General features: G+C 73.8%; 20 protein-coding genes and 1 pseudogene. 14 read left to right on the plus strand and 7 right to left on the minus strand.

Features of this window, described 5'->3' with window-relative positions; translation table 11 throughout:
- Positions 1–260 precede the first annotated feature (260 nt).
- Positions 261–2,276 (plus strand): FAD-dependent oxidoreductase, encoded by a 2,016-nt coding sequence (locus ACWGI6_RS31855; RefSeq protein ID WP_453270724.1) that lies wholly within the window; start codon positions 261–263, stop codon positions 2,274–2,276.
- A gap of 28 nt (positions 2,277–2,304) precedes the next feature.
- A complete protein-coding gene (locus tag ACWGI6_RS31860) occupies positions 2,305–2,886 on the plus strand; it encodes a PadR family transcriptional regulator (protein WP_453270725.1) in 582 nt (193 codons plus the stop codon).
- 79 nt (positions 2,887–2,965) lie between these two features.
- On the opposite strand, the gene ACWGI6_RS31865 is transcribed toward ACWGI6_RS31860, so the two are convergent.
- The 3 genes from ACWGI6_RS31865 to ACWGI6_RS31875 all read right to left on the minus strand — a co-directional run bounded on the left by ACWGI6_RS31865 (position 2,966) and on the right by ACWGI6_RS31875 (position 5,943).
- On the minus strand, positions 2,966–3,238 hold the full coding sequence (locus ACWGI6_RS31865; protein WP_453270726.1) for a hypothetical protein: 273 nt from the start codon (positions 3,236–3,238) through the stop codon (positions 2,966–2,968).
- Between the two features lie 126 nt (positions 3,239–3,364).
- Entirely contained in the window at positions 3,365–4,927 is a 1,563-nt protein-coding gene (locus ACWGI6_RS31870; RefSeq protein WP_453270741.1) for an AMP-binding protein, read from the minus strand.
- A 107-nt stretch (positions 4,928–5,034) separates the two neighbouring features.
- Positions 5,035–5,943 (minus strand): Gfo/Idh/MocA family protein, encoded by a 909-nt coding sequence (locus tag ACWGI6_RS31875; protein ID WP_453270727.1) that lies wholly within the window; start codon positions 5,941–5,943, stop codon positions 5,035–5,037.
- Positions 5,944–6,217: 274 nt separating this feature from the next.
- On the opposite strand from ACWGI6_RS31875, the gene ACWGI6_RS31880 reads away from it, so the two are divergent.
- From ACWGI6_RS31880 to ACWGI6_RS31905, 6 genes are all read left to right on the plus strand, one after another.
- On the plus strand, positions 6,218–7,729 hold the full coding sequence (locus tag ACWGI6_RS31880; RefSeq protein ID WP_453270728.1) for a hypothetical protein: 1,512 nt from the start codon (positions 6,218–6,220) through the stop codon (positions 7,727–7,729).
- Positions 7,726–8,859 carry an ARPP-2 domain-containing protein gene (locus tag ACWGI6_RS31885; RefSeq protein ID WP_453270729.1) on the plus strand — a complete coding sequence of 378 codons (1,134 nt, stop codon included), beginning with the start codon at positions 7,726–7,728 and terminating at the stop codon, positions 8,857–8,859. The genes ACWGI6_RS31880 and ACWGI6_RS31885 overlap by 4 nt, the downstream gene beginning before the upstream one ends.
- Positions 8,860–9,063: 204 nt before the next feature.
- Positions 9,064–10,086: a glutamine synthetase gene (gene glnII, locus ACWGI6_RS31890; protein ID WP_453270730.1), complete on the plus strand. Its 1,023-nt coding sequence runs from the start codon at positions 9,064–9,066 to the stop codon at positions 10,084–10,086.
- A 120-nt stretch (positions 10,087–10,206) separates the two neighbouring features.
- Positions 10,207–11,124, plus strand: coding sequence for a DUF6891 domain-containing protein (locus tag ACWGI6_RS31895; protein ID WP_453270731.1), 918 nt, complete (start codon positions 10,207–10,209; stop codon positions 11,122–11,124).
- Between the two features lies 1 nt (position 11,125).
- Positions 11,126–11,920, plus strand: coding sequence for a rhomboid-like protein (locus ACWGI6_RS31900; protein ID WP_453270732.1), 795 nt, complete (start codon positions 11,126–11,128; stop codon positions 11,918–11,920).
- A 455-nt stretch (positions 11,921–12,375) separates the two neighbouring features.
- The gene (locus tag ACWGI6_RS31905) at positions 12,376–12,999 is read left to right on the plus strand and encodes a winged helix-turn-helix domain-containing protein (protein ID WP_453270733.1); all 624 of its coding nucleotides are present in this window, start codon (positions 12,376–12,378) and stop codon (positions 12,997–12,999) included.
- A 9-nt stretch (positions 13,000–13,008) separates the two neighbouring features.
- Here ACWGI6_RS31905 and ACWGI6_RS31910 read toward each other — a convergent pair whose 3' ends face one another.
- From ACWGI6_RS31910 to ACWGI6_RS31920, 3 genes are read right to left on the minus strand one after another with little or no spacing between them, the layout of a single operon-like run.
- A complete protein-coding gene (locus tag ACWGI6_RS31910; RefSeq protein WP_453270734.1) occupies positions 13,009–13,722 on the minus strand; it encodes a DedA family protein in 714 nt (237 codons plus the stop codon).
- On the minus strand, positions 13,715–14,629 hold the full coding sequence (locus ACWGI6_RS31915) for a lysophospholipid acyltransferase family protein (RefSeq protein WP_453270735.1): 915 nt from the start codon (positions 14,627–14,629) through the stop codon (positions 13,715–13,717). Before ACWGI6_RS31915 ends, ACWGI6_RS31910 begins: the two co-directional genes overlap by 8 nt.
- Positions 14,626–15,417: a GNAT family N-acetyltransferase gene (locus ACWGI6_RS31920; RefSeq protein WP_453270736.1), complete on the minus strand. Its 792-nt coding sequence runs from the start codon at positions 15,415–15,417 to the stop codon at positions 14,626–14,628. Before ACWGI6_RS31920 ends, ACWGI6_RS31915 begins: the two co-directional genes overlap by 4 nt.
- A 445-nt stretch (positions 15,418–15,862) precedes the next feature.
- On the opposite strand from ACWGI6_RS31920, the gene ACWGI6_RS31925 reads away from it, so the two are divergent.
- The 3 genes from ACWGI6_RS31925 to ACWGI6_RS31935 all read left to right on the plus strand — a co-directional run bounded on the left by ACWGI6_RS31925 (position 15,863) and on the right by ACWGI6_RS31935 (position 21,418).
- Positions 15,863–19,036, plus strand: a complete 3,174-nt coding sequence (locus ACWGI6_RS31925) for an alpha-N-acetylglucosaminidase (protein WP_453270737.1) — start codon at positions 15,863–15,865, stop codon at positions 19,034–19,036.
- Between the two features lie 49 nt (positions 19,037–19,085).
- Positions 19,086–19,316 (plus strand): DUF397 domain-containing protein, encoded by a 231-nt coding sequence (locus tag ACWGI6_RS31930; RefSeq protein ID WP_030083635.1) that lies wholly within the window; start codon positions 19,086–19,088, stop codon positions 19,314–19,316.
- A gap of 131 nt (positions 19,317–19,447) precedes the next feature.
- Positions 19,448–21,418: a hypothetical protein gene (locus ACWGI6_RS31935; RefSeq protein WP_453270738.1), complete on the plus strand. Its 1,971-nt coding sequence runs from the start codon at positions 19,448–19,450 to the stop codon at positions 21,416–21,418.
- Between the two features lie 14 nt (positions 21,419–21,432).
- On the opposite strand, the pseudogene ACWGI6_RS31940 reads toward ACWGI6_RS31935, so the two are convergent.
- A pseudogene (locus tag ACWGI6_RS31940) lies at positions 21,433–21,811 on the minus strand (DUF4345 domain-containing protein); the annotation flags it as partial.
- 132 nt (positions 21,812–21,943) lie between these two features.
- Here ACWGI6_RS31940 and ACWGI6_RS31945 point away from each other — a divergent pair.
- Genes ACWGI6_RS31945 through ACWGI6_RS31955 form a run of 3 tightly spaced genes read left to right on the plus strand, consistent with a single transcriptional unit; the run spans position 21,944 to position 24,698 of the window.
- Positions 21,944–22,858, plus strand: coding sequence for a metal-dependent hydrolase (locus ACWGI6_RS31945; protein ID WP_393910066.1), 915 nt, complete (start codon positions 21,944–21,946; stop codon positions 22,856–22,858).
- 1 nt (position 22,859) lies between these two features.
- Positions 22,860–23,954 (plus strand): PDR/VanB family oxidoreductase, encoded by a 1,095-nt coding sequence (locus tag ACWGI6_RS31950; protein ID WP_453270739.1) that lies wholly within the window; start codon positions 22,860–22,862, stop codon positions 23,952–23,954.
- Positions 23,955–24,002: 48 nt separating this feature from the next.
- A complete protein-coding gene (locus ACWGI6_RS31955) occupies positions 24,003–24,698 on the plus strand; it encodes a TetR/AcrR family transcriptional regulator (RefSeq protein WP_453270740.1) in 696 nt (231 codons plus the stop codon).
- The last annotated feature ends 137 nt before the right edge of the window (positions 24,699–24,835 follow it).

Raw genomic sequence — 24,835 nt, forward strand, 5'->3', positions numbered from 1 at the left:
TCCGCGTGCCGTCCGGCCCGCACCTTCGGCTCTTCGGCAACTCCATTGAGGAGTAGCACAGTTGAAGTTCCCACAGCGCCCCCGCGTTGTCTGTGATACGTCACACTGCGCCGACCGGCAGATGCGCGCGGTGAGGGGTACGGCGGGGAGAGCGCGCCCGGGGCGCCGGGGTCGCCTGCATCACGTTTTATGCAACTTGTTGCATAAGGCTCTTCGGCTGGTCTACAACTGCTGTGACGACCACCGCGCCAGGAGGCCCCATGAGCCAGTACCCGCACCTGATGAGCCCGCTCGACCTCGGGTTCACGACCCTTCCCAACCGGGTGCTGATGGGGTCGATGCACATCGGCCTGGAGGAGGCCGAGAACGGCTTCGAGCGGATGGCCGCCTTCTACGCCGCCCGTGCGCGCGGCGGCGTCGGCCTGATGGTGACCGGCGGAATCGCGCCCAACGAGGCGGGACGGCCGTACGACGGCGGGGCCAAGCTCACCACCGAGGCGGAGGCGGCGCAGCACCGGACCGTGACCGGTGCGGTGCATGCCGCGGGCGGCCGGATCGCGATGCAGATCCTGCACTTCGGGCGGTACGCGTACCACGCCGACCTGGTCGCGCCGAGTGCGATCCAGGCGCCCATCAGCCCCTTTCCGCCGCATGCGCTCACCGACGACGAGGTCGAGCAGACCATCGAGGACTATGTGCGGGCGGCGGAGCTCGCCCAGTCCGCCGGGTACGACGGCGTCGAGATCATGGGCTCCGAGGGCTACTTGATCAACGAGTTCATCGTCGGCGCGACCAATCAGCGCACGGACCGGTGGGGCGGCTCGTACGAGAACCGGGTGCGCTTCCCGCTGGAGATCGTCCGCCGTACCCGCGAGCGCGTCGGCACGGACTTCATCCTGATCTACCGGCTGTCGATGCTGGACCTCGTTCCGGGCGGTTCGACCCTGGAGGAGGTGGTGACGCTCGCCAAGGAGATCGAGGCGGCCGGCGCCACGATCATCAACACCGGTGTCGGGTGGCACGAGGCCCGCATCCCCACCATCGTGACCTCGGTGCCGCGCGGCGCCTACACCTGGGTGACCAAGCGGCTGATGGGCTCGGTCACCATCCCCCTGGTGACCAGCAATCGCATCAACACCCCTGAGGTGGCCGAGGAGTTGCTCGCCGACGGGCGCGCCGACATGGTGTCGCTGGCGCGGCCCTTCCTCGCCGACCCGGACTTCGTCGCCAAGGCGGCGGACGGCCGGGCCGAGGAGATCAACACCTGCATCGGCTGCAACCAGGCCTGCCTCGACCACACCTTCAGCGGGAAGATCACGTCCTGTCTGGTCAATCCGCGGGCGTGCCACGAGACCGAGCTGATCCTCTCCCCCACCCGGCGGCGCAAGCAGCTCGCGGTGGTCGGCGCCGGGCCCGCCGGGCTCGCCTGTGCCGTGTCCGCCGCCGAGCGTGGCCATGACGTCACGCTGTTCGACGCCGCGGACGAGATCGGCGGACAGCTGAACCTCGCCAAGCGGGTCCCGGGCAAGGAGGAGTTCGAGGAGACGCTGCGCTACTACCGTACGCAGCTCGCGCGGCAGGGCGTGGAGGTCCGGCTGAACACCCCCGTGACGGCCGCGGACCTCGGTGCGTTCGACGAGATCGTGGTCGCCACCGGCGTCACACCGCGCACCCCGGAGATCGACGGCATCGACCACCCGAGCGTCGTCAGCTACCTCGATGTGCTGCGCGACGGTGCGCCGGTCGGCGAGCGGGTGGCGGTCATCGGGGCGGGCGGCATCGGCTTCGACATCGCGGAGTTCCTGACCGATGCCGGCGACGCGGCGAGCCAGGATCCGGAGACCTACTTCCGCTCCTGGGGCGTCGACACCGCGTACGGCGAGCGCGGCGGACTGCGGGCGCCCGAGCGCCCCAAGACCCCGCGGCAGGTGCATCTGCTGCAGCGCAAGGCGTCGAAGGTCGGCGCCGGCCTCGGCAAGACCACCGGCTGGATCCACCGGGCGGAGCTGCGGCACCGGGGCGTGACGATGGTCGCCGGGGCGACGTACGAGCGGATCGACGACGAGGGCCTGCATGTCACCGTCGACGGTGCGGCCGGCACGCTGCCCGTGGACACCGTCGTGCTGTGCACCGGGCAGGAGCCGCGCCGGGACCTGTACGAGGAGCTGCGGGCCGAGGGGCGCGCCGTGCACCTCATCGGCGGTGCGGACGTCGCCGCCGAGCTGGACGCCAAGCGCGCCATCCAGCAGGGGACGGAGCTGGCGGCGGCCCTGTGACCTGCCGCCGGCTGCCTAGGATTCCCCTATGTCACTCCCGCATGCGATCCTCACCGCCCTGCTAGAGAAGCCGTCGTCGGGGCTGGCGCTGACCCGCAGGTTCGACCGGTCGATCGGCTACTTCTGGTCGTCCACCCATCAGCAGATCTATCGCGAGCTGGGGAAGCTGGAGCAGTCCGGGTTCATCCGGGCGCTGCCGAGCGAGCAGCCGTCCCGCGGGCAGAAGAAGGAGTTCGAGGTGCTGCCGGCGGGGCGGAGCGAGCTGACCCGCTGGGCCTCCGCCGAGCAGGAGTCCAAGCCCATCCGGGACGCGCTGCTGCTGCGGATGCGGGCGTCGGCGGTGGTGGGGCGGGTCGGGCTCGACGAGGAGCTGCGGCGGCATCTGACGCTGCACCGGCGGCAGCTGGCGGAGTACCAGGAGATCGAGGGCCGCGATTTCGGGGCCGCGGCGGATCCGGAGGACCGGCTGCGACGGCTCGTGCTGCGGGCCGGGATCGGTCTGGAGACGTTCTGGGTGGAGTGGCTGGAGGAGGCGCTGGCGGAGGTGGCGGACATGGATGCCGCCGCGGAGGAACGGCGGGAGGGACCGGGGGACGGCCCGGGTGAGTGAGCCCGCCCCGGCACGGCGTGGGGCGGCCGGCGCCGGGGAAGTCCCGGGGCCGGCCGCCCTGTTGGTGTGCCGGGAGCCGTCAGCAGTGGTCGTAGATGAGGGCGCGCACCAGGCGGCAGGTCGTGTCGGACGGGGCGTGGACCCCTATGTCGGCCGCGGTGCTGCGGATTTTGCGGTTGTGGGCCTGCTCGGGGCGGTAGACGCCGGTGTCGAGCAGGGCTATGGCCAGCCGCATGGCCTTCAGGCGGCGGTTGTGCGATTCGTACCGTTCGCGCGGCCATCCGGCGGGCAGCGGCTTCTTGGGCAGCGGGTGGGCCGGGAGAGGCTTCGTGATGAGTGTGGCAGCGGCCATCGGCGACCTCCTGGAGCGTGGATGAACCCTCACTGACTGGTTCCCATTCTACTGCCGACCACTGACAAAAGCCCCTGGCCAGAGGGGATTTGGCGCCCGGAGAAGGGCCTTGGGGAGGGCTCCGGGTCAGGCCGTCGCGGCCCTGGCGCGCAGCAGGGATTTGTCCGGCTTGCCCACGGGGGTGAGGGGGATGGCGTCGAGCACGTGGACGGCGGCCGGGGCGTACAGGGCGCCCGCGCGCTCGGTGACGAAGGCGCGGAGGGCGGCGGTGTCCACACGGTGGCCCGGAGCGGGAACGACCGCGGCATGCACCTCCTCGGCCTCGTCCGCCCCGCGCACCCCGTAGACGGCGCAGTGGGCGACCGCCGGATGGGTGTGCAGCAGGTCCTCGACGTCCGCCGGGTGGACATGCCCGCCCACGACGATGATCAGGTCCTTGACCCGGTCGACGAGGTAGAGCCGGCCCTCGTCGTCCAGCACACCGACGTCGCCGGTGCGCAGCCAGCCGTCGTCGTCCAGCACCTGCGCGGTCAGCTCGGGCCGCTTCCAGTAGCCGGTCATCACGCCGGCGGAGCGCACATGGATCTCGCCCGGCTCCCCCACCGGCAGATCGCGCCCGTCCGCGTCACGGACGGCGAGCGTCACACCGGGCAGTGCGCGGCCGACGGTGATCCGTCCGCCGGGGCCGGTGGGGAGGTGGTCCGCCGGCCGGGCCTGGGTGATCGACATGGCCTCGGCCTGGCCGTACAGCCCGAACAGGACCGGGCCGAAGACCTCGGCGGCCCGCGCCAGTCGCGAGGGGGAGGCCGCACAGCCGCCGTAGGAGATACGGGTGAGGGAGCTGAGGTCGGTGGTGGGGAGGGTGGGGTCGTCGAGGAGCCGGTAGAGGAGCGGGGGCAGCAGCCAGAGGTGGGTGATGCGGTCGCGGGCGACGGCGGCGAGTACGGCGGCGGGGTCGAAGGCGCGGTGCAGGACGACGGTGCCGCCGGCCGCGAGCGTGACATCGGCCAGCACGCCCGCGAGGTGGGCGAGCGGGGTGCAGGCCAGGAAGCGGGGCGGATCGCCGGCGGCTTCCATGCGCTGGTGGATCACCATCCCGGCGTACGGGGCGTGTGCCATCCGGACGCCCTTGGGGATGCCGGTCGTGCCACCGGTGTGCCGGAGGCACCAGTCGTCCTCGGGGCGGGCGGCGCTCGGCACCTCAGGGGTGACGGGGAGTGCGGCACAGGCGGCGAGCAGGTCGGCGCCCAGATCGGCGGCCGCAGCCCCGCCCCCCAGGGTCATCACCTCGGGGGCCGGGCCCCTGGTGTGGTGGAGCAGCGCCCGTGCGGTGTCGTGGAGGGCCGGGTCGACCAGGAGCAGGGCGGCCTCCGCGCTCGTGGCGATCCGGGCCAGGGTCTCGGCGGCCATGCCGTCGTAGAGGAAGACCACGCGGGCGCCGAGGAGGCCCGCTGCGTAGCGGGCGGCGAGCACCTCGGGGCGGTTTCCGCTGAGGAGGCAGACGGTGCGGCCGCGGCCGATGCCGTGGCCGGCGAGCACCGCCGCCATGCGGTGGACGGTGGCGTGCAGGGCACCGGCGGTGATCTCCTCGCCGCCCTCCCCCACGGTCACCACGGTGCGGGACGGGTCACGGGCGAGGGCGGCGAGGAGGGCGTCGGCATAGCTGGTGAAGCCGGTGGCGGGCGTCATGGCGGTGGGGTCCCTTGGTCCGGTGACAGGGCGGGTGACCACGCGGGTCACGGCCATGACGCTACGGACGTTCGCTCATGCCCTCCACGACCAATATCGCCATGTGGTCATGACCCGTGAGGCATGAGAGGGGGGAGCGATTCCTCCGCCGCCGCCAGGATTTCGGTGACCCGGAGGCCGAAGTGGACGTCGCAGGCGTTGGGCAGACCGGTCCCGGCGGCGGCAAGGAGGGCGTCGACGGCGCGGCGGTAGGCCACTTCGGGGCCGTCCTGGCGACGGGGCAGGGAGGTGACGCCCGCCGTGCCGCGGAGGGTGACCTCGACGCCGGACGCCGCGGCGGGCGCGGTCAGGCCGAGCGTCGCCGAGCCGGCCGCTCCACTGCTGTGACGGATCGTCAGCAGCACGGCATCGGCCGGGCCCCGGACCGCGGTGACCGCTTCCGCATCGCCGAGGACCGGCAGGAGCACCGACAGCGCATGCGGGCCGACGTCCCACAGGCCGCCCTTCTCGCGGCGCCAGGGCGAATCGGCGTACGGGCTGGAGCTGTCCTCGGCGAAGACCGAGCCGAGCCAGTCGGCATGGGCGGTGAACCAGCCGCCGACCGCGGCCTGGGCGGCGATCCACTCCCCTTCCTGCTCCCCGAAGCGCGCCGTGAAGAACACCACCGAGGCGATGCCCGCCCGGTCGGCGGCCGCGGCGACGGCGCGGGCCTCGGGCACGGAGGTGGCCACCGGCTTGTCCAGGAGGAGATGGCAGCCGGCCTCGGCGGCGCGGACCGCCAACGGGGCCTGGACGGACGGCGGCAGGGCGATCGCGACGGCGTCGCAGGCCTCGAACAGCTCGTCGGGGGACTCGTACGGGCGGGTGCGGTGAGCCTGGGCCAGCGCGGCGGCGGCCTCCGCTCTGCGCCCCCAGATGCCGGTGAACTCGACGCCGGGGTGGGCGGCGAGGGCGGGGGCGTGGACGCGCCGCGCCCAGGGTCCGGTGCCGAGGAGTCCGATGCGCGGGGTCGTCATGGGGCCAGTGTCTCGCGCAGCGCGGACCGGAGCGCGGATTGGGCTCCGCCGGCGCCGCGAGCCGAGGGGACGGTGGCCCGTCGCCCCTCGGCCGGGGAGCCGGCGCCGAGCCCGCCCCACGCCGTAATCCGTATGCCCCGCCCGCCCGGCCGGTGTTACGTTGCACCGGCCGGCCGCGGGACTCCGGTGCGACTTCCGGACCTGCTCTGCAAAGCAACGATTCGCTGCTCGTGCCCCCACTCCCCGGCCGGCATCCGACTACGGGGGAGAGGGCGTGGACAGCTCCGCGGACCGGGTGGCGGCCGAGGACGTGCTGCTGTTCGTCAATGCCGCGATCACCTCCACCGGGCAGCACGAGTTCCACTCCGGCGCCTATGAGCAGCGGATGTCGCTGGACTTCCTGCACGACTATGTGCGGGTCAACTACCGCCCGCTCTATGCCGCTTCGCTCGCCCTGGACATCAACGACCACAATGCGGCGCTGATCGTGCGCCGGCTCCTGGAGACGGCCCGGGAGGCGACGACGGACGAGCGCCATGTCGAGGGGCGGCTGATCGCGGCCCGGCTTGCGCGACTGCCGGCGCCGCGCGTCTACCGCCTGTTCCGTGCGCTGCGCGCCGCCAAGGTCAACAACCGCCGTACCCGCGCCGTCATGCGCGACTGGCTCGCCGCACGCCCGGATCCTGCGCTCGACGCGGTGAAGTACCGGAGCGGCCTCAAGTGCGCGCTGCGGCATGCGCATCTGCCGGCGCCCGGCGGGCGCGGAGGCGACGGCGAGCTGAGCGACTTCCTGTTCGCGCCGGGCCGGCGCAAGCAGTACACCACCGCGCTGCTGGACTCCTGGCGGCGGGCGCACTACCAGCAGAAGGCCCTGTACGAGCTGCCGTTCACCGTCGCCGAGGGGTTCGCCGCTGCGCACCGCATCGACCGCCGCGTCTTCCTGGAGCGGATCGCGCCGCGGATGACGCGGCTGGAGCGGCTGCGGGTGCAGGCGGCGGCCCGCAGCCGCGGTGCCGACGTGGCCGCCGACCTGTCCCGGATGCCGCTGACCCGGCTCGCCGCGTACGTCCTGGGGCTGCCGCTCGACGACCGCATCGCGCGCCGTGCCGAGCTGACCGGCGCGCTGCGGACCGCGGCGCGGCGTACGGCGGGCGCACAGGCCGGGACCTGGGGCCGGGTGGCCGCCGTACTGGACGACAGCTTCTCCACGACCGGTTCGCGGCAGAAGCGGCGTCGTCCGCTGGTGACCGCGCTGGCCTGCCACTTCCTGCTGGAGGCGCTCGGCGGGTCGTACCTTCCGCTGTGGACGTCGGGGCGGCAGGACGCGCTGCTCGCCTACCCCTACGGGGCGACGCCGCTGGGCATGCGGCTGCTGGACGCGCTGGAGTACGCACCGGAGCAGCTGGTGATCGTCTCGGACGGCTTCGACAACGCGCCGCCCGGCCTGGCCGGGGAGGTGCTCCGGGTGTGGCGGACGAGGCTCGATCCGCAGGGCCGCACCTCCGTCGTGCACCTCAACCCGGTCTACGACGCCGAGGACTTCGACGTCCGCAGGCTGGCCGCCCCGGTGCCGACCGCGGGGGTGCGCAACGCCGAGGATCTGCCGGCGCTGGTGCAGCTCGCACGGTTCGCGGAGGGGCGGACGGGCCCGGCCGAACTGCGGGCCCATCTGGACGACAGGGTGCAGCGGTTCCTGACCGCGGAAGCGGCGCCGGACGCACCGGATGCGCCGGATGCGCCGGACGCGCCGGACGCGCCGGACGACGGGGAAGGAGGTGCGGGGTGACCAGGCTGGATCTGGACGGGCTCAGCGCCCGTCCGCCGCAGCGATGGGGTGCGGTGCGGCTGGTGCCGCTGGTGCGCGCGGAGCCGATCTGCGAGCTGCGGCTGCACCGTGAGCTCTACCGGGACGGGCCGTGGACGGTACGGGCCGGCCGGCGGACGTCCTACACCTCGTACATTCCGCATGGATATGTGGCGAACTGGAACAGCGACGGCACACCGGCGGCCTCGTACGGCTCGCAATTGGGCGCGGAGCACGGACCGGTGGTCTGTGCGCCGCTGCACTTTCCGCGCAAGCTCGTACAGCAGCGCGGCCGGCGCTCCCGGCCGGCCGGCGGCGCCTCGGGCGGGCTGCGGTTCCTGCCGCTCCACCTGGCGCTCGACGGCTATCTGGCGCTGCACTTCGGGGGGCCGCCGATCGTGTGGGAGGAGTGGACCCGGCGGGCGGTGCGCGACGGCCTCTCGCCGCGCGCGGAGCGGGCGTACCAGGGCGAGTCGGTGCCCGGCCTGGAGGATGCGCTGCGGGTCTTCGAGATCCATCCGGGACAGTGCGGGGTGATGGTGTACCTCGCCGACGCCCTCGCCGCCGCCTTCGTGGTGCCGCACCCGGACGACTACCGGGCGCTGCACGCCTCGCTGCTGCAGGACATGTACGGCGAGCTGATGTACCAGTACGGGCTCTACGGCGAACCGGTGGCGGAGTTCCCGGTCCGGCTCGCCGCGGAGTACCTCACCTCGCTCGCGGAGCTGCGCGCCGCCGCCGGGCGGCGGCAGCGGGAGTGGGAGGCACAGCATTCCGGTCTGATGGCGGCCGAGCTGCTCGACGAGTCCTACGACGTGCGGGAGGTGCACCGGATGGGACAGTTCCGGCTGTCCCGCTTCCTGCCGCCGTTCGCACTGCACCGCGTCCAGCACATCGGCGAGACGATCACGGACGGGAAGGGGCGGGTCGCCTACCTCAAGTCGTTCCGGCTCACGGACAAGCAGGTCCGCCGCGGCCATGTGCTGCACCGGCTCGCGTCGCACGACTGGCACCCCGGGCGCACCGCGGAGGCGATGGGGATCACCGCCGAGGAGCTGACGCACCGGATGGAGCACCTGGGGTTCGAGGGGCTGTTGAAGCGGCGTTCCTGAGGTCTGCGTCACACCGGAAAGGCAGGAAGAGGACACATTCGACGCAGGAATCCAAGGCCTGCAATTGAGGCACCCTTGGGAACGGCAGGGTGTCCGGCTACGTAACCTGTGGTTCACAAACGGGCAACGGACGAGAAATGGCGCGTTGCGAGAGTGCGGCGGTACGCCCGCACCCGTACCTGCCCCGAGCTCGAAGAGGACCCCGTGACCATCAAGGCCGAGTACATCTGGATCGACGGCACCCAGCCGACCGCCAAGCTCCGCTCCAAGACCAGGATTCTGACCGATGGCAGCACGCTGCCGCGGTGGGGCTTCGACGGTTCCAGCACCAGCCAGGCCGAAGGTCACTCCTCGGACCTCGTGCTGGAGCCGGTGTTCAGCTGCCCGGACCCGATCCGCGGCGGTGACCACCTGCTGGTGCTGTGCGAGGTGCTCCACACCGACTTCACCCCGCACCCCTCCAACACGCGTGCGCTGCTGCGCCCGGTGGCGGAGCGGTTCGCCGGCCAGGAGCCGATCTTCGGCATCGAGCAGGAGTACACCTTCCTCAAGGGCGAGCGTCCGCTCGGCTTCCCCGAGGGCGGCGGCTTCCCGGCCCCGCAGGGCGGCTACTACTGCGGCGTGGGCGCGGGCGAGATCTTCGGCCGGGAGATCGTCGAGAAGCACCTCGACCTGTGCCTGGCGGCCGGTCTCGGTCTGTCCGGCATCAACGCCGAGGTCATGCCCGGCCAGTGGGAGTTCCAGGTGGGCGCGCTGCCCGCGCTGGAGGTCTCGGACCACATGTGGGTGGCGCGCTGGCTGCTGCACCGGGTGGCGGAGGACTTCGGCGTCACCGCGTCGCTGGACGCCAAGCCGGCACAGGGCGACTGGAACGGCGCGGGCGCGCACACCAACTTCTCCACCCGCGCGATGCGGGAGGGTTACGACGCGATCATCACCGCCTGCGAGGCGCTGGGCCAGGGCGACAAGCCGCTGGAGCACGTCCGCCAGTACGGCACCGGCATCGAGGACCGGCTGACCGGCGCGCACGAGACCGCCCCCTGGGACGCCTACTCCTACGGCGCCTCCGACCGCGGCGCCTCGGTGCGTATCCCCTGGCAGGTCGAGGTCGAGAAGAAGGGCTACATCGAGGACCGGCGCCCGAACGCCAACGTCGACCCGTATGTGGTCACCCGGCTGATGGTGGACACCTGCTGCACGGAGCTGGCGCGGCGCGAGCAGATCTGACGTCTCCGCGACCGTGTGCGAGGGGCCGGGGCCGGTGCGCTCCGGCCCCTTCGCCTGCCCCGCGTCGTCCGCCGGGCAGGTCAGGGTCCGCTTGTCAGTGGCGGCCGGCACGCTGGGGGCATGCTTGAGATCAGCGTCAAGACCGAGTCCGGGCCGGACCGTTCACGCCCGACCGAGGCCGAACTCGCCGGGCTGCTGCGGCGGATCGGCGCGGACGACGACCATTTCGTGGTCGTCGAGCGGTTCCCCGAAGCGGACCAGGTGTTCGTGCAGACCTGGCGGGACGGCGACGGGCCGTTCACGGTCGAGTACCGCGACGGCGGGCCGGAGCGGCACTTCCGCGCGGAGAGCGGTGATGCGGAGCGGGTCGTGGCGGTCTTCCTGGACTGGGCGCGCGGCGGGGAGGCCTGGCGTACGGCGCTCGACTGGCAGGGGGCGGATCTGTACTCGACGCCCGGCCTGGCTCCGGACACCCGCGCGGCCGCCGAGGAGCAGGCTCGCAAGGACATACGCGCCGGCTTCCGGGACTTCCATGAGGTCGCGCAGGGCGTCTGTGACTCCTTCGGCCCCGAGGACCCCCCGGTCTCGCTGGACGAGGCGCGGCGGATCGTCGGGGGCCTGTGGGAGGAGCGGCTCGCCGAGCAGGCCGAGTGGCCCGAGGTGACCGACGCCGACCGGGTGGCGCAGGCCTTCGACACGCTGAATGCCCAGGGGCTGACCGCCCGGATGAACTTCAGCTGTTGCAGCAACTGCGCGCTGGCCGAGATAGGAGCCGAACGCGCCGACGGGGACCGGGGCTTCGTCTTCTTCCACTACCAGGACACCGAGTCGGCCGCGGAAGGCCATGGGCTGTCGGTCCGCTACGGCGCCTATGCGGATACCGGCGAGGCCTCCGCGGAGGACCGCGCCGGGGTCGGGCGGGTGGTGGTGGCGGCGTTCGCCGGGGCGGGGCTGCCGGTGCGGTGGGACGGCGACCCGGACCGGGTCATCGAGGTCGCGGCGCCGGACTGGCGCAAGCGGCTGCCGAGGACGGCCTGAGGTGCCGGGCGTCGCGTCGCGGATGATGCCCGGCGCTCTCGCGTCGCGTGCCGTACCGCGCGTCCCGGCAACTGCCGCACCGCGTGGCCTGACGGGCGCCGTCCCCTGGGTAGCGCCGCTGTATGTCGGCGCCGTACAACTCGGTGCGTACGCCACCGCGCGGCTGCCCGGCCACCGGCGCAGGGAACTGCTGCGTACGCACTCCACCAACGTCCGGAATCTGCGGGCCGGCAGGTGGCAGACCCTGGTCACCAGCGCGGTATTCGTCGAGGAGCCACTGCCGGTGCCGTACGGCGCCGCGCTGCTCGCCGCCCTCGGCACGGCCGAGGCGCGATGGGGCGCACGGCGTGCGGCAGGGGTGTTCGCGGCCGGTCACGTGGGGGCCAGTCTGCTGGTCTACGCGGCCTTGCGCGCGCGAATACCGGGAGGCACTCCCCCGGCCACCGCCGGAGTCTCCCCCGTCCACCTCCCTGAGACCACGGGAGAGGATCCGCTCGCTGAGACCACGGGAGAGGATCCGCCGGACGACGCGACCGCACGGGCCATCGACGTCGGAGCCAGCTATGGCTTCCACGCGACGGTGGGCGCCCTCGCCGCGACCGTCCCGCACCGCGGCGCGCGGGCCGCGGCAACGGCCGGCCTGCTGGCACTGGGGCTACGGCCGGTGCTGCGCCGCGGCCGGACGTTCACCGACGCCGGGCATCTGACGGCACTCGCGCTCGGGGTGGCCATGGGGACGGGGATGCGGGCCGCAGCGGGACGACGAACGGAGCGGCGAACGGGGGCGAACCCATGAAACGGGGTGTGAGCTACGCATACCGAAAAGCACACACATACCGAAGAGAGGGGGGACATGCAGCGCATAGCGGATTCCGGCCACTCCCCCCGCAGTCGTGCGCTCGCCAACTCCGCTGCGAAAAAGCGGAGTCGGGAACGGATCGCCTCCGGCCCCGGCACCTGCACGGCTCGGACGCGGCGGAATCCGGTCGAAGGGCCTGCCGCACGAGGGACAGATCACCGGCCGTCTGGTTCAATAGGGCCATGGCCAGCCTTACCGACACCGCGACAGGTCGCAGCGACCTCGAGCCTTTCTGGCCGTCCCGGCAGGCGCACGCATTCGACCGTCTGTGTTGCCGCGCGCACTGAGCGCGGGCCCGCACACGCCTCACCGACGCCGCTGACCGGCGTTTTACGCCCTGCCCGCGCGCACGACGTCCCCGACGCCCCTCTGCGCGAAAGAGCTGACTTCTGATGACGAACCTCCGTACCCTGACCGCCGGTTCCGCGACGGCCCCCCTCCCCGGCCACCCCGCCCCGCACCCCCATCGCCACCGGCTGCGCGCCGTGGCGCCGGACGAGGCCCACCCGTCACCCGTCACCACCCCGGGCGGCGGCACTGCGCCGCACGGTGTCCTCTCGGTCGCCGAGCTGCTGGACTCCGGCGCCACCTGGCTGCCGGCCCCGCAGCACAGCCTGCCCGCACTGCCCGGCCGGCCGCCGATGGTCGGCTACCTCGTCCTCGTGCCGGCCGAGCAGGCCGCGACCGCGCCGCCGGCCGCCGAGCCCGCGGTGAGCGCACCGACCGGCGACGAGATCGTGCGGATCGACCCCGAACAGCGCACCGCGCAGGTCCAGGACCGGCCGCTGGACCTGACGTACCTCGAATTCGAGCTGCTGGCCCATCTGGTCGCGTACCCGCACCGGGTGCACACCCGCGACCAGCTGGTGACGACGGTGTGGGGCTACGGGCACGTCGGCGACGGCCGTACGGTCGATGTCCATGTCGCCCGGCTGCGCCGCAAGTTGGGCGCTGCGCACCGGTCGTCGATCGTGACGGTGCGGCGGGTCGGCTACAAGTACGTGCCGAGCATCTGAGGCCGGGGCTCAGACGCCCTCCCGGCGAGGTCGCGGCCGGGCGGGGAGCCGCTTCCCCGCCCGGCCGGACAGCGCGCGCATCCGGGGCCCGCACCGCTTCGGTGTGCCCCGCTCCCCGTCCTCCGGTGCACCCCGGCGGTGCAGCCGGCCCACACAGACCGCCACCACCAGTCCGGTCCCGGAGGCCAGCAGCATCCCCTTGGCCGGGGAATCGCCGAGCGCCGTGCCGCCCAGACCGCCGAGCGCCGCGCTGCCCACCGCCCAGATGCTCGCGCCCACCGCGTCCAGCACGACGAAGCGGCGCAGCGGGAAGCGGACGCTCCCGGTGGACAGAGCGGCAACCACCCGGCCGCCGGGCAGGAAACGGCCCGCGATGACGAGCAGGACGGCATGCCGTTCGACCCGCGCCCGTGCCCTGGCGTGCCGGGCCCGGCCGCGCTCGCCCCGCAGCAGCCGGGCGATCGCGCGTGGGCCCGCGTACCGTCCCACGGCGTAGCCGAGGCAGTCACCGGCCAGTGCCCCGGCCGCCGCAACGCCCGCCAGCAGGGCGAGCAGCGGCAGGTCGGGACCGATGAGCACGGCGACCAGGACGACGGTGGTCTCGCTCGGCATGAACGGCAGCAGCGCGTCGAGGCCGGACACCAACAGGACGACCAGCCACAGCCAGGGCGAGCCCAGCATGCTCTGCAGGGGCTCGGTGAGCTGGTCCAGTTGCTCAAACATGGGCCGGGGTATCCGGCGCGGCAGGCCCCGGCAGGGGAGAGCCCGCTACCGGAACCTCCGGTACCGGCCCGGCAGACAGGAGTGCGGCTCGCGCCGCCGCCTGCCGTACCAGCGCCCCCGCTTCCGGCCGGCCGCCCAGCACCGCGCGCGCCGCCAGCTCCGCCAGCTCCCGCCGGTCCAGGCATCCGTCCGACGCCGTCAGCGCCGGATGTGCCGTGACGCGTACGGTCAGCGCACGGGCGGCGAGCACCCTGCGCAGCGAGGCGGCAAAGGTGTCCTCGCCGCAGAACGCGGCCACCGTGCTGGGCCGGCCCTGCTGGGTGTAGCCGAGGGTCACCGGACGGACCGGCGCTCCCGCGTCGAGTGCGGCCTGGAAGGTGGCCCGGCGGAAGATGCCCCGGTCGGCGGTGCACCAGGTGGTGGCCTGCGGGAAGACCGCCACGGACCGTCCGGAGCCGAGCAGTTCGGACACCTCCCGGACGGTCTCCCGCAGCCGCCGGGGGCTCGTACGATCGATGAAGTGCGTACCGGCTCTGCGGGCCAGGCCGCCGACGACCGGCCAGCTGCCGACCTCGCGCTTGGCGAGCAGGGTGACCGGTTCGACGGCGAGCAGGGCGAGGATGTCGAGCCACGAGATGTGGTTGACGACGATGAGGGTGCCGGGGCCGTCGCCCGCGGTGAGCGCGGCCGCGCCCTCGACGCGGACCCCGAGCGCATCGAGCAGCGCTCCGGCGTGGGCCCGCAGCCGTACCGGATCGGCCATCCGCTCGCCGTCCGTCAGCGCCCGCCGTACGGAGCGGGCGAATGCGGCACCGCGCCGGGCGATGCGGGTCGCCGGTACGCGCGGCAGGGCGTGGGTGGCGCAGTCCGGGGTGCAGTCGGACCAGACGTCCCAAGGGCCGTTCACCGCTCCCCCAGGAAGTAACGCCGATAGCGGTCGCCCAGCCGTTCCATGTCCAGGACGACGAAGAAGTCGGCGACGTCGAACTCCGGGTCGTGGGCGGGCGCGCCGCAGATGAACGCGCCGATGCGCAGATAGCCGCGGAGCAGCGGCGGCAGCTGGGCGAGGCTGGGGCGGTCGGGGACGGGGACGGTGGCGTGCCAGGGGTGGTGCGGGGTGACCTGCAGTTCGGGCGGGGCGGCGTAGCGGGCGCGGCCCAGTCCCCAGGCGTGGGCGGCGGCGGTGCCGCCGTCGGCGAGCGGGACGGAGGCGCAGCCGGCGAGGTAGCGGTGGCCGGAGAGCAGGGTGTAGCGGGCGAGCGCGGCCCACATCTGGGTCATGACGGCGCCGCTGCGGTGGTCGGGGTGCACACAGGAGCGGCCGGCCTCGATGAGGGAGCCGCGCAGCTCCTCCAGCGCGCCGAGGTCGAACTCGCCGTCGGAGTACAGCCGCGGGCTGCGGCCGGGCGGCAGCAGCCGGTAGGTGCCGACCACTTCGCCGGTGGCGGTGTGGGTGACGACGAGGTGGTCGGCGAGGTCGTCGACGGCGTCGATGTCGTGGCCGGCCAGCGGAGAGTGCAGGGTCGCGCCCATCTCGTCGGCGAAGACCTGGTGGCGCAGCCGCTGCGCGGCGCGGATCTGCTCGTGGGTGTCGGCGATCTCCGCGGTGTAACCGGGGTCGGCAGGGGCGGCTGCTGGTGCGGGGACGGGAGTGGTGCGGGGGACGGCGGCGGACGCGGTCGATGCCATGCTCATGGGAGCCCTCCTTGGGGAGTGGGGAGGCTGTGCGAGTCGACGGGCGGTGAGACAGCGGGGCCGGCGGGCCGCACGGAGCAGCCGGTGAGCTGCACCGCAGTGGTGCCGGGTACACCCCTGGGGTGCCGGGTGCAACCCGATGACCTGGCCCTTCTCTACTCCGCAGACTGTTCCCGGGCCCGACGGCCGGGCGCGTGAAGCCCAGGGAGCGAACGGATGAGGCTCCGCAGAACACTGGTCGCCGCGCTCCGGGGGGGCCGGGGCTCGCACCCGCCGGGGAGGCGGGCGGGGCGGGCTGTTCGGGCGCCGGTGCCACTGACGTCGGTGCTGGTCGCGGGGAGGGGGCGGGCTGCCGCCGGCCCTTGCCTACTTGGACCGCGGACGGCCGACCGTTAGCGTGCCCCCCGCACGGGACTGTTGTTACCACCGAGCCGTGGGGGCACACGTGAGCCGACCGTCACGACGCGCACTGTTGGGAACTGCCGGAGCGATCGGTGCCGGGGCGGCGCTCGGCGGGGCCGCCCCCGCCGACGACGGCACCGCGGCCGCCGGGGACGCCGGGGCCACCGGGGGCACCGCCCGCCATCAGGAGCGGGCACCGGCCCATGACACCGCACCGGCGCGGGCGGCGCTGGCCCGGCTGCTGCCCCGGCACGCCGACCAGTTCCAGCTGGTGCCACTCGCCCCGGACGGCGGCGCCGACCGCTTCCGGGTGGACGGCCGGGCGGGCCGGATCACGGTCTCCGGGACCACCCCCGCGGTGCTGCTGACCGGCGTCAACTGGTACCTCAAGTACACCTGCCGGGCCCATCTGTCCTGGGCCGGCGACCAGTTGGAGCTTCCCGAGCGGCTGCCCGCCCCGGCCTCGCCGGCCGAGCGGGCCACCTCCCTGCGCCACCGCTTCGCCCTCAATGACACCCATGACGGCTATACCGCCCCGTACGCGGACTGGCCGCACTGGGAGCGGATGATCGATGTGCTGGCGCTGCACGGGGTGAACGAGGTGCTGGTCACCCCGGGCGCCGAGGCCGTCTACCACCGGCTGCTGACCGACTTCGGCTACTCCGACACCGAGGCCCGCACCTGGCTCCCGGCGCCCTCGCACCAGCCGTGGTGGCTGCTGCAGAACATGAGCGGCTACGGCGGTCCCCTCAGCCGCCAACTGATCGACAAGCGGGCCGCGTTGGGCCGTAAGATCACCGACCGGCTGCGCGAGCTCGGCATGCATCCCGTCCTGCCCGGCTACTTCGGCACCGTCCCGGACGGTTTCGCCGCCCGCAACCCCGGGGCCCGGACCGTGCCGCAGGGCATCTGGTCCGGCCTCAAACGCCCCGACTGGCTCGATCCGCGCACCGACGCCTTCGCCGCGGCCGCCGCCTCCTTCTACCGCCACCAGCACCAACTGCTGGGCCCCGCCGACCACTTCAAGATGGATCTGCTGCACGAGGGCGGCGACCCCGGCGACGTGCCCGTGCCGGACGCCGCCCGCGCCGTCGAGAAGGCACTGCGCACCGCCCGCCCCGATGCCACCTGGGTGATCCTGGGCTGGCAGGACAACCCCCGGCGCGATCTGCTGGACGCCGTCGACCACGACCGGATGCTGATCGTGGACGGCCTCAGCGACCTGGACACGGTCACCGACCGGGAGCGGGACTGGGGCGGGGTGCCGTACGCCTTCGGCTCCATCCCCAACTTCGGCGGCCGCACCACCATCGGCGCCAAGACCCATATCTGGGCCGAGCGCTTCACCACCTGGCGCGACAAGCCGGGCAGCAAGCTCGCCGGGACCGCGTACATGCCGGAGGCCGCCGAACGTGACCCGGCCGCGTTCGAGCTGTTCAGCGAACTGGCCTGGCGCGAACGCCCGGTGGACCGCGCCGCCTGGTTCGACGGCTATGCCGACCTCCGCTACGGCGCCCGCGACGACCGGGCCCGCGACGCATACGCCGCGCTGCGCACCAGCGCGTACGAGATCTCCAGCAAGGACGGCCGTCCGCACGACTCGGTCTTCGCCGCCCGTCCCGGCCTGGCCGCCCGCTCCGGCACGGTCTGGGCCACCCACACCCCGGCCTTCGACCCGGCGGCGTTCGACACCGCGTTCGCCGCGCTGCTGAAGGTCCGCCCCGCGCTGCGCGGCAGTGATGCCTACCGCCACGATCTGACGGACGCCGCCCGGCAGGCCCTCGCCAACCGGTCCTGGCAGCTGATCGGGCAGCTCCAGGAGGCCTACCGGCGCAAGGACCGGGTGACGTTCCGTGCGCTGTCCGGGCTGTGGCTGCGGCTGATGCGGCTCAGCGACGAGGTCACCGGCGCGCACCGGCTGTTCCTGCTCGGGCCGTGGCTGGCGGACGCCAGGGCCATGGCGACCGGCGCCGAGGAGGAGGCGCAACTGGAACACAGCGCCCGTGCGCTGATCACCACCTGGGCGGACCGGGCCACCGCCGACGGCGGCTCGCTCGCCAACTACGCCAACCGCGACTGGCACGGCCTGATCGGCGAGTTCCATCTCCCCCAGTGGCAGGCGTACTTGGACGAACTCGCGGACGCGCTGGCCGCGGACCGGCCGCCGAAGACCTTCGACTGGTACGCCCTGGAAGAGCCCTGGACCCGCGCGCGCACCAGCCATCCGCTGCGCCCGACGACCGATGCCTACCGCACCGCACGGCGGGTCCACGACACCCTCGCCAAGGCCCCCTACCAGGGCACCGTCACGGTCAGCGCCGACCCGTCCGCGCTGCCGCCGGGCGGCCGGGCCACCGTCACCGCGGCGCTGCGCAACGTCAACGGGCTCCGGGCGACCGGCCGGGTGGACTTCGCACTGACCGGCACCGAGGCCACCGCGTCGGGCCCGGTGTCGCTGCCGTCGCTCCCGCCCGGCGGCACCGGCCGGGCCCGTTGGCGGGTCACCGCCCCCGCCGGCCCCCTGAAGGCCCCGCTGCAGCCGCTCCCCTACGACCTCACCGTCGACTACGGCCCGAAGGGCGAGCCACGCGTCAGCGCGGCGCAGCACGGCACCCTGTTCGTGGCGGGGCCGCTGGACCCGGAACTCAGGACCGTCACCACCAATGCGGCGGTTTTCGGCCAGCTGGGCGACCGTCTGGCCGTCAACGGCGGGGGCGCGGACCTGTGGAAGGCCACCGCCGAGTTCGGTGCGGTCTACCGGCCGGGCGCGCTCACCGCCGGCGCCTCGGTCACGGTCGAGGTGACCTCCCAGGACCCGACCGGCCCCTGGGCCCGCGCCGGCCTCGTCGTCCGCAACCAGCTCACCGCGCCGTCCGGCCCGGACGCCCTCGGCTTCCTCAACCTGTCCGTGACCCCCGCCAACGGCGTCGTGCTGTCCTACGACGCGAGCGGCGACGGCACCCTGGACACCTACCGGCGGATCACCGGCATCGCCGCGCCCGTCCTGCTCCGCCTGGCCCGCGGGAAGGACGGCGCGGACGCCGGTACGTACATCGGCTCCTGCTCCACCGACGACGGCGCGACCTGGCGCGAGATCGCCACCGTCACCGTCCCCGGAGCCGCCGCCCGTCAGGACACCGGTCTGCACCAGTCCGCCGCCAACTCCGCGACCGGGGACCGCGGGACGGCGGAATTCCGCCGCTGGAAGCTCGCCTGACCGCCGCGTACGCTGACCGGGAACGGACCACGAGCGAGGGGATCACGGTATGAGTGCCGCAGCTGAGAAGGAGTGGCTCTACGCCCTCGACATCTCCGACGCCACCTGGCAGCGCGCCCCCGGCGACGCCGAGGAGGCCGTGGAGATCGCCTTCCTGGAGCGGGGCGCGGTGGCCATGCGCAACTCCACGGACCCCGACGTGGTACTGCGCTACACCGAGGCGGAGTGGCGGGCGTTCGTACTCGGCGCGCGGGACGGCGAGTTCGACCTGCAGCGCTGAAGCCGGCCGGCCCGGCAGTCCCTGCGGCCACCGCGCGGCACACCGCGGTGGCCGCGGCCGTGTGACGGTCACCCGTCAGGGGCGCCCCGGGGGGCCGGTGACCATCACAGGAATCACTCGTTTCACCGAACGTGAAGCAGCAGCAAGCGACACCCCAGCGTCCGGACCGCACCTCCCCCGGCAGCCTTGAGGACATCGGTGACGTCATCGACGTCGAGCAGGCCGAGGCGGCGCTGGTCGAGCACTACCCCCGGCTGGTCCGGCTGGCCTATCTCGTCCTGCCGCCGGGCCAGGGCCGCAGCCGGCGGGTGCTGGCCGCCCATGGGGTGGTGCAGCGGACCCTGCCGCGGCAGCGCAGCTCCACCCGCGGACTGGGGCTGCCCGCCCAGCGCGTCGGCACGGACGCCGCGATCGACCCCGGCTACGCCTTCGTACGGCTGCGGGTGCTGCGGGCCGCCCTGGCCGCCGGCCGCTCGCGCCGGTGGCTGCCGGTGCCGCCGTCCCCGCTCCCCCAGGTCTGGGGCCTGCGGCTCTTCCCGCGCTCCGGTGGCGCCGATGAACTCGCGCTGGACCAGGCGCTGTCGGCGCTGTCCGGGCCGGGCCGGGCGGCGTTCGTGCTGCGCGATCTGGAGCGGCTGAGCGCGCCCGAGACGCGCCGGGTGCTGGAGGCCGCCGGGGTGGCGCAGCCCCGTGAGGCACTGGACGAGGCGGAGCGGGCCGCGACACCGGCCGGCAGCCGGGACCGGTCGCTGCTGGAGTCGCCGGAGTTCGACCCGTGCGCGCTGCAGGCCAGGCCGACGGATCTGATCCGGCGGCGGCAGCACGGCCGGGCGGTGCTGACGGCCGGTGTGGCGGTGCTGGTGTGCGGGGCGCTGCTGGGGCTGCCGGGCGACGGCTGGGGCCCGGACGGCGCCGCCGCCCCGCCGTACGCGCGGAACGCGGCGGCCGAAGCGGCGCTGGACCCCGGGAAGCTCGCGGTGACCTCCGCGACCGCCTGGAAGGACGCCGCACGGCAGGACTTCTCGGCCTGGCCGGCCCGCGGCGACCGGATCCACGACAAGGCGCTGCTGCGGCGGGCGCTGGCCGTGTGGGCCAGGCCGGGGGCCGGGGTACCGGTCTCGGCGACGCCCGGCACCCCGACCGGGCCGGCGGCCGGCCCGGCCCAGCTGCTGTTCGCGGGCGTGGTGGACCACGTCGTGGTGGTGCTCTTCCACGACGGGCTGCGGGTGGTGCGCTACGCGGAGGCGGCGGACGGCGAGGGGCAGAGCGACGGCACGGGCGCGGCGGTGGACTTCGCGCGTACCGACGGCGCGGCGGCGGACTCGGCGAGCGCGCTGGTCGTGAGCCGTACGCAGGGCAACGTCCGGTATCTGACCGCCCCGTGGGTGAAGTCGGCGCAGCTGGTCGACCTGGTCCAGCCGGCCACGGCGGGCCGGCCGGTGAGGATCGGGGCGAACGGGACGACCGGCCCGGTGCCCACACCCCGGCCCGCGGAGAAGTGCACGACCTGGCCGGCGCTGCGGATGGGCGGCCATCTGCTGACCGACCTCGGTGAACTGACCCCGGCACGGCTGACGTACGGCACACCGCGCAAGCCGGGCAAGGTGACCGCGCCACGGGCCAGGACGGCCTGGGCGCGCACGGCCTGCCAGCTGGCCGCGGTGCGCGGCCAGGGCGTCCGCGCCGTCAACTCCTGGGAGTTCGCCCGCCAGCCGCTGCCCGGGGGCGGGGGCAGCGCGGCCTGGCTGTGCACCCGCGCCGAGACCTGGCGCGGGCCGGGCAGCCGGACGATGGCCCAGATCCAGACACCGGCCCCGGCCGGGCAGCCCTATGCGACCGGCACGGTGGCGGCGCGCGCCGAGGGCGGTACGTCCTGCGGCCCCCGGGCACCGCGGGCCCTGGCCGGGGTGCTGTGGAAGTCCGCCTCCGGGCAGTGGTGGCTGCTGGCGGCGGGCAGCAGCCAGGTCACCTCGATCACCACCACCGGCGGCCTGCACGGCCAGGCCCCCGGCCGGCTGCTGGCATTCCCGGCGAAGGCGGGCGACCAGGCGGAGCTGAGGGGGCGGCTGGTGAACGGGAAGGGGATCGGAGCGGTGGGCTGAGGACGCGCAGGGCCGGCTCGCCGTACCGGGGGCCGGGCCGCCGCCCGCTGATCGGCCGCCGACAGCCAGAAGTACAGCGGCGGCAGGGCGAGTTCGAGGACCGTCAGGACGATCTGGAACCACTGCGGCGATCCGTGGACCGCCATCGACAGGAGCCGGCCGACGCCGCCGAGCAGAAAGATGCCGACGAGCCACCGCACCCAGCGTGGACGGGACCGGTGACTGCCGCGCCGCCCAGATCCAGGCGAGGCCATAGCCGAGGAAGAGCGCCCCGTAGAACCGCTCCCGGCTGTCGACGGTCGCGCCGGCCGAGCCCTCGCCCGGTACCGAGCCGATGCCGAGCACGAGAGGGAAGCCGCCGATCGCCGCGCAGGCGAACCCCGTCGCCGGCACGAGATCTCGACCGCCTCCCGGCCGGCGGCGAGGAGGGCTCCGCGGACCGGCCGCCCGAACCCGGCGACGTCCGTTGAGCTTTCGCCGTCCCAGGGGTATCGACAATTCCTTACCCGCCAGTACATTGACGCCATGTCTAATACGGCCTCGTTGCGGCCCCAGCCGGCCGCGTCCGAGCACACCCCGCTGAAGGCCCGCAACGTCGCCTTCGACTGGGCGGACACCCCGCTGCACTGGATACCCGGCGATCCGTCCAGCACCCACACGATCAATGTGCTGCATCTGCTGCTGCCGGCCGGTGAACGCTGGTTCGTGCAGGTGTACAAGCAGGTGCTGCCCGCCATCCGCGACCCCCGGCTGCGCGCGGAGGTGATCGGGTTCATCGGGCAGGAGGCGATGCACTCGCAGGCGCACGACAACGTCCTGCCGCATCTCAAGGCGCAGGGGCTGGACCCGACTCCGTACACCGCGCAGGTCGACTGGCTCTTCGAGAAGCTGCTCGGGGACCGCACCCTGCCGCCGGGCCGGGCCCGCCGGTGGTGGCTGCTGGAGCGGGTCGCGACGATCGCCGCCATCGAGCACTACACCGCGTTCCTGGGCGACTGGGTGCTCAACGCCGGGGCGCTGGACGCCCGGGGCGCCGATCCGACGATGCTGGATCTGCTGCGCTGGCACGGTGCGGAGGAGGTCGAGCACCGGTCGGTGGCGTTCGACCTCTTCCTGCATCTGGACGGCGGCTACCGGCGGCGGGTCCGCACCTGGGCCACGGCGTTCGCCGCGCTGGTGTTCCTGTGGCAGCGGGGCGTCCGCTTCTTCATGTCCCACGACCCCTCGCTCGACGACGGCACGGCCGGCTTCCGGGAGTTCTTCCGCGGTGGGAGGGAGGGGGTGCTGCCGACCGCCGGGGCCATGGCCCGGTCCATTCCGCAGTACCTCGGCCGTTCCTACCACCCCTCCCGTTACGGCAGCACCGCGCAGGCCCTCGCCTATCTCGCCGGATCCCCTGCCGCGACCGCGGCCGAGGCCCGTACGCCCGGAGGTGCCTGAGGTGGCCCGGATACCAGGTGTCCGTACCGTCGTGGTGGTCGGCGCCGCGGCGCTGCTCGCCCGGCGGGCGCTGCGCCGCCGCGTCCAGGCGTCCCCGCTGTGGCCGTTGCCCGCGCTGGAGCGCCCGATTTCGGGGCAGGGCCGCGCGGACACGGCGGCACGGCGGTTGCGGGTGGCGGAGCGTACGGAGGAGGCCGAGGGGGTGGTCCGGCTGCGCCTGGAAGGGGAGGACCTTCCGGGCTGGGAGCCGGGGGCGCACCTCGATCTGGTGCTGCCGTCGGGCGCCGTCCGCCCGTACTCACTGTGCGGGGAGCCCGCGACGCCCGGCTCGTACACCATCGCCATCCGGCTGATCGAGGACGGCCGGGGCGGCTCGCGCGAGGTGCACGAGCACCTGCACGAGGGAGCGGTCGTCGAGGTCCGTGGGCCACGCAACCGCTTCCCGCTGCGGGACAGCCCTGCCTACGTCTTCCTCGCGGGCGGTATCGGCATCACCCCGATCCTGCCGATGGTGCGGCAGGCCGAGCGCGAGGGCGTGCCGTGGCGGCTGGTGTACGGCGGGCGGTCGCGGGCCTCGATGCCGTTCCTGGCGGAGATCGAGAAGCTCGCGGGGGCCGGCGCGGACCGGGTGACGGTGGTGGCCGAGGACGAGGACGGGCGGCCCGATCTGGCGGCGGCGCTCGCCGGTGCGCCGCCGCATGCGGCCGTCTACTGCTGCGGCCCCGGGCCGCTGATGGACGCGGTCGCGGCATTGCTGCCGGCCGTGACCGAGGGAGTGACGCTGCAGACCGAGCGGTTCGCGCCGGCCGCCCCCGCACCGGCGGGTGAGGACGCGCCGTTCGAGGTGGAGTTGCGGCGCACCGGCCGTACGGTCTCGGTGCCCGCGGACACCAGTGTGCTGCGGGCGATCCGCGCGCAGGCGCTGCCCGATCTGCCGTACTCCTGCGAGCGGGGGTTCTGCGGCACCTGCCAACAGCGGGTGCTGGCCGGAGAGGTGGACCACCGCGATGACCTGCTGACGGACGCCGAGCGCGCGGACTCGCTGCTGATCTGTGTCTCGCGGGCACGCGGCGGGAACCTTGTGCTCGATCTGTGATTCCACCTGTGATTCCGTGCCGCGCCCCGGATCGTTAGGCTGGCCCGCATGACCACCGGGACACGTCGCAGGATGGGCGTCGAGGAGCGGCGTGAGCAGCTGATTGCCGTCGCACTCGGCCTCTTCAGCCACCGTTCCCCCGAGGACGTGTCGATCGACGAGGTCGCCGAGGCGGCCGGTATTTCCCGGCCGCTGGTCTACCACTATTTCCCGGGCAAGCAGCAGCTGTACGAGGCCGCGCTGCGGCGGGCCGCCGAAGAACTCACGGCCCGCTTCGTGGAGCCGCACGAAGGCCCGCTCGGTGCCCGGCTGTTGCGCGTCATGGAGCGGTTCTTCGACTTCGTCGAGGAGCACGGTCCCGGGTTCTCGGCGCTGATGCGCGGCGGCCCCGCGATCGGTTCGACCCGCACCAGCGCCATGATCGACGGGGTCCGGCAGGCGGCCTACGAGCAGATCCTCGCCCATCTCGGCATCCCCGACCCCGCCCCGCGGCTGGAGTTGGTGGTCCGCTCATGGATCTCGCTGGCCGAGACCACCGCGCTGCTGTGGCTGGACGGCGGGCCGATCCCGCGTACGGAGCTGGAACGGCAGCTGGTGCACGATTTCGCGGCGCTGGCGGCGGTGAGCGCGGCGTATGACGCGCGGATGGCCCAGGTGGTCCGCCAGATCCTGGCGGACGAGCCGTCGGACGGGATGTTCGCCGATCTGGTGGGGCGGCTGGCGCTTGGCTGTTTTCCCACGTAGTCGGCTGTCCCGCCGTGGGGGTGTCTCGCCGTTGCGCCTGCGGCGGGCCGGGTCCGCTGCGCGGGGCTGTGGGTGCGGTGACGGGCCTCCGGGGCCTGGTGTGTGGACTGCTGCGCTTTACGTCCGGACACCAGGCC

Source organism: Streptomyces sp. NPDC054786 (genome assembly GCF_053611685.1).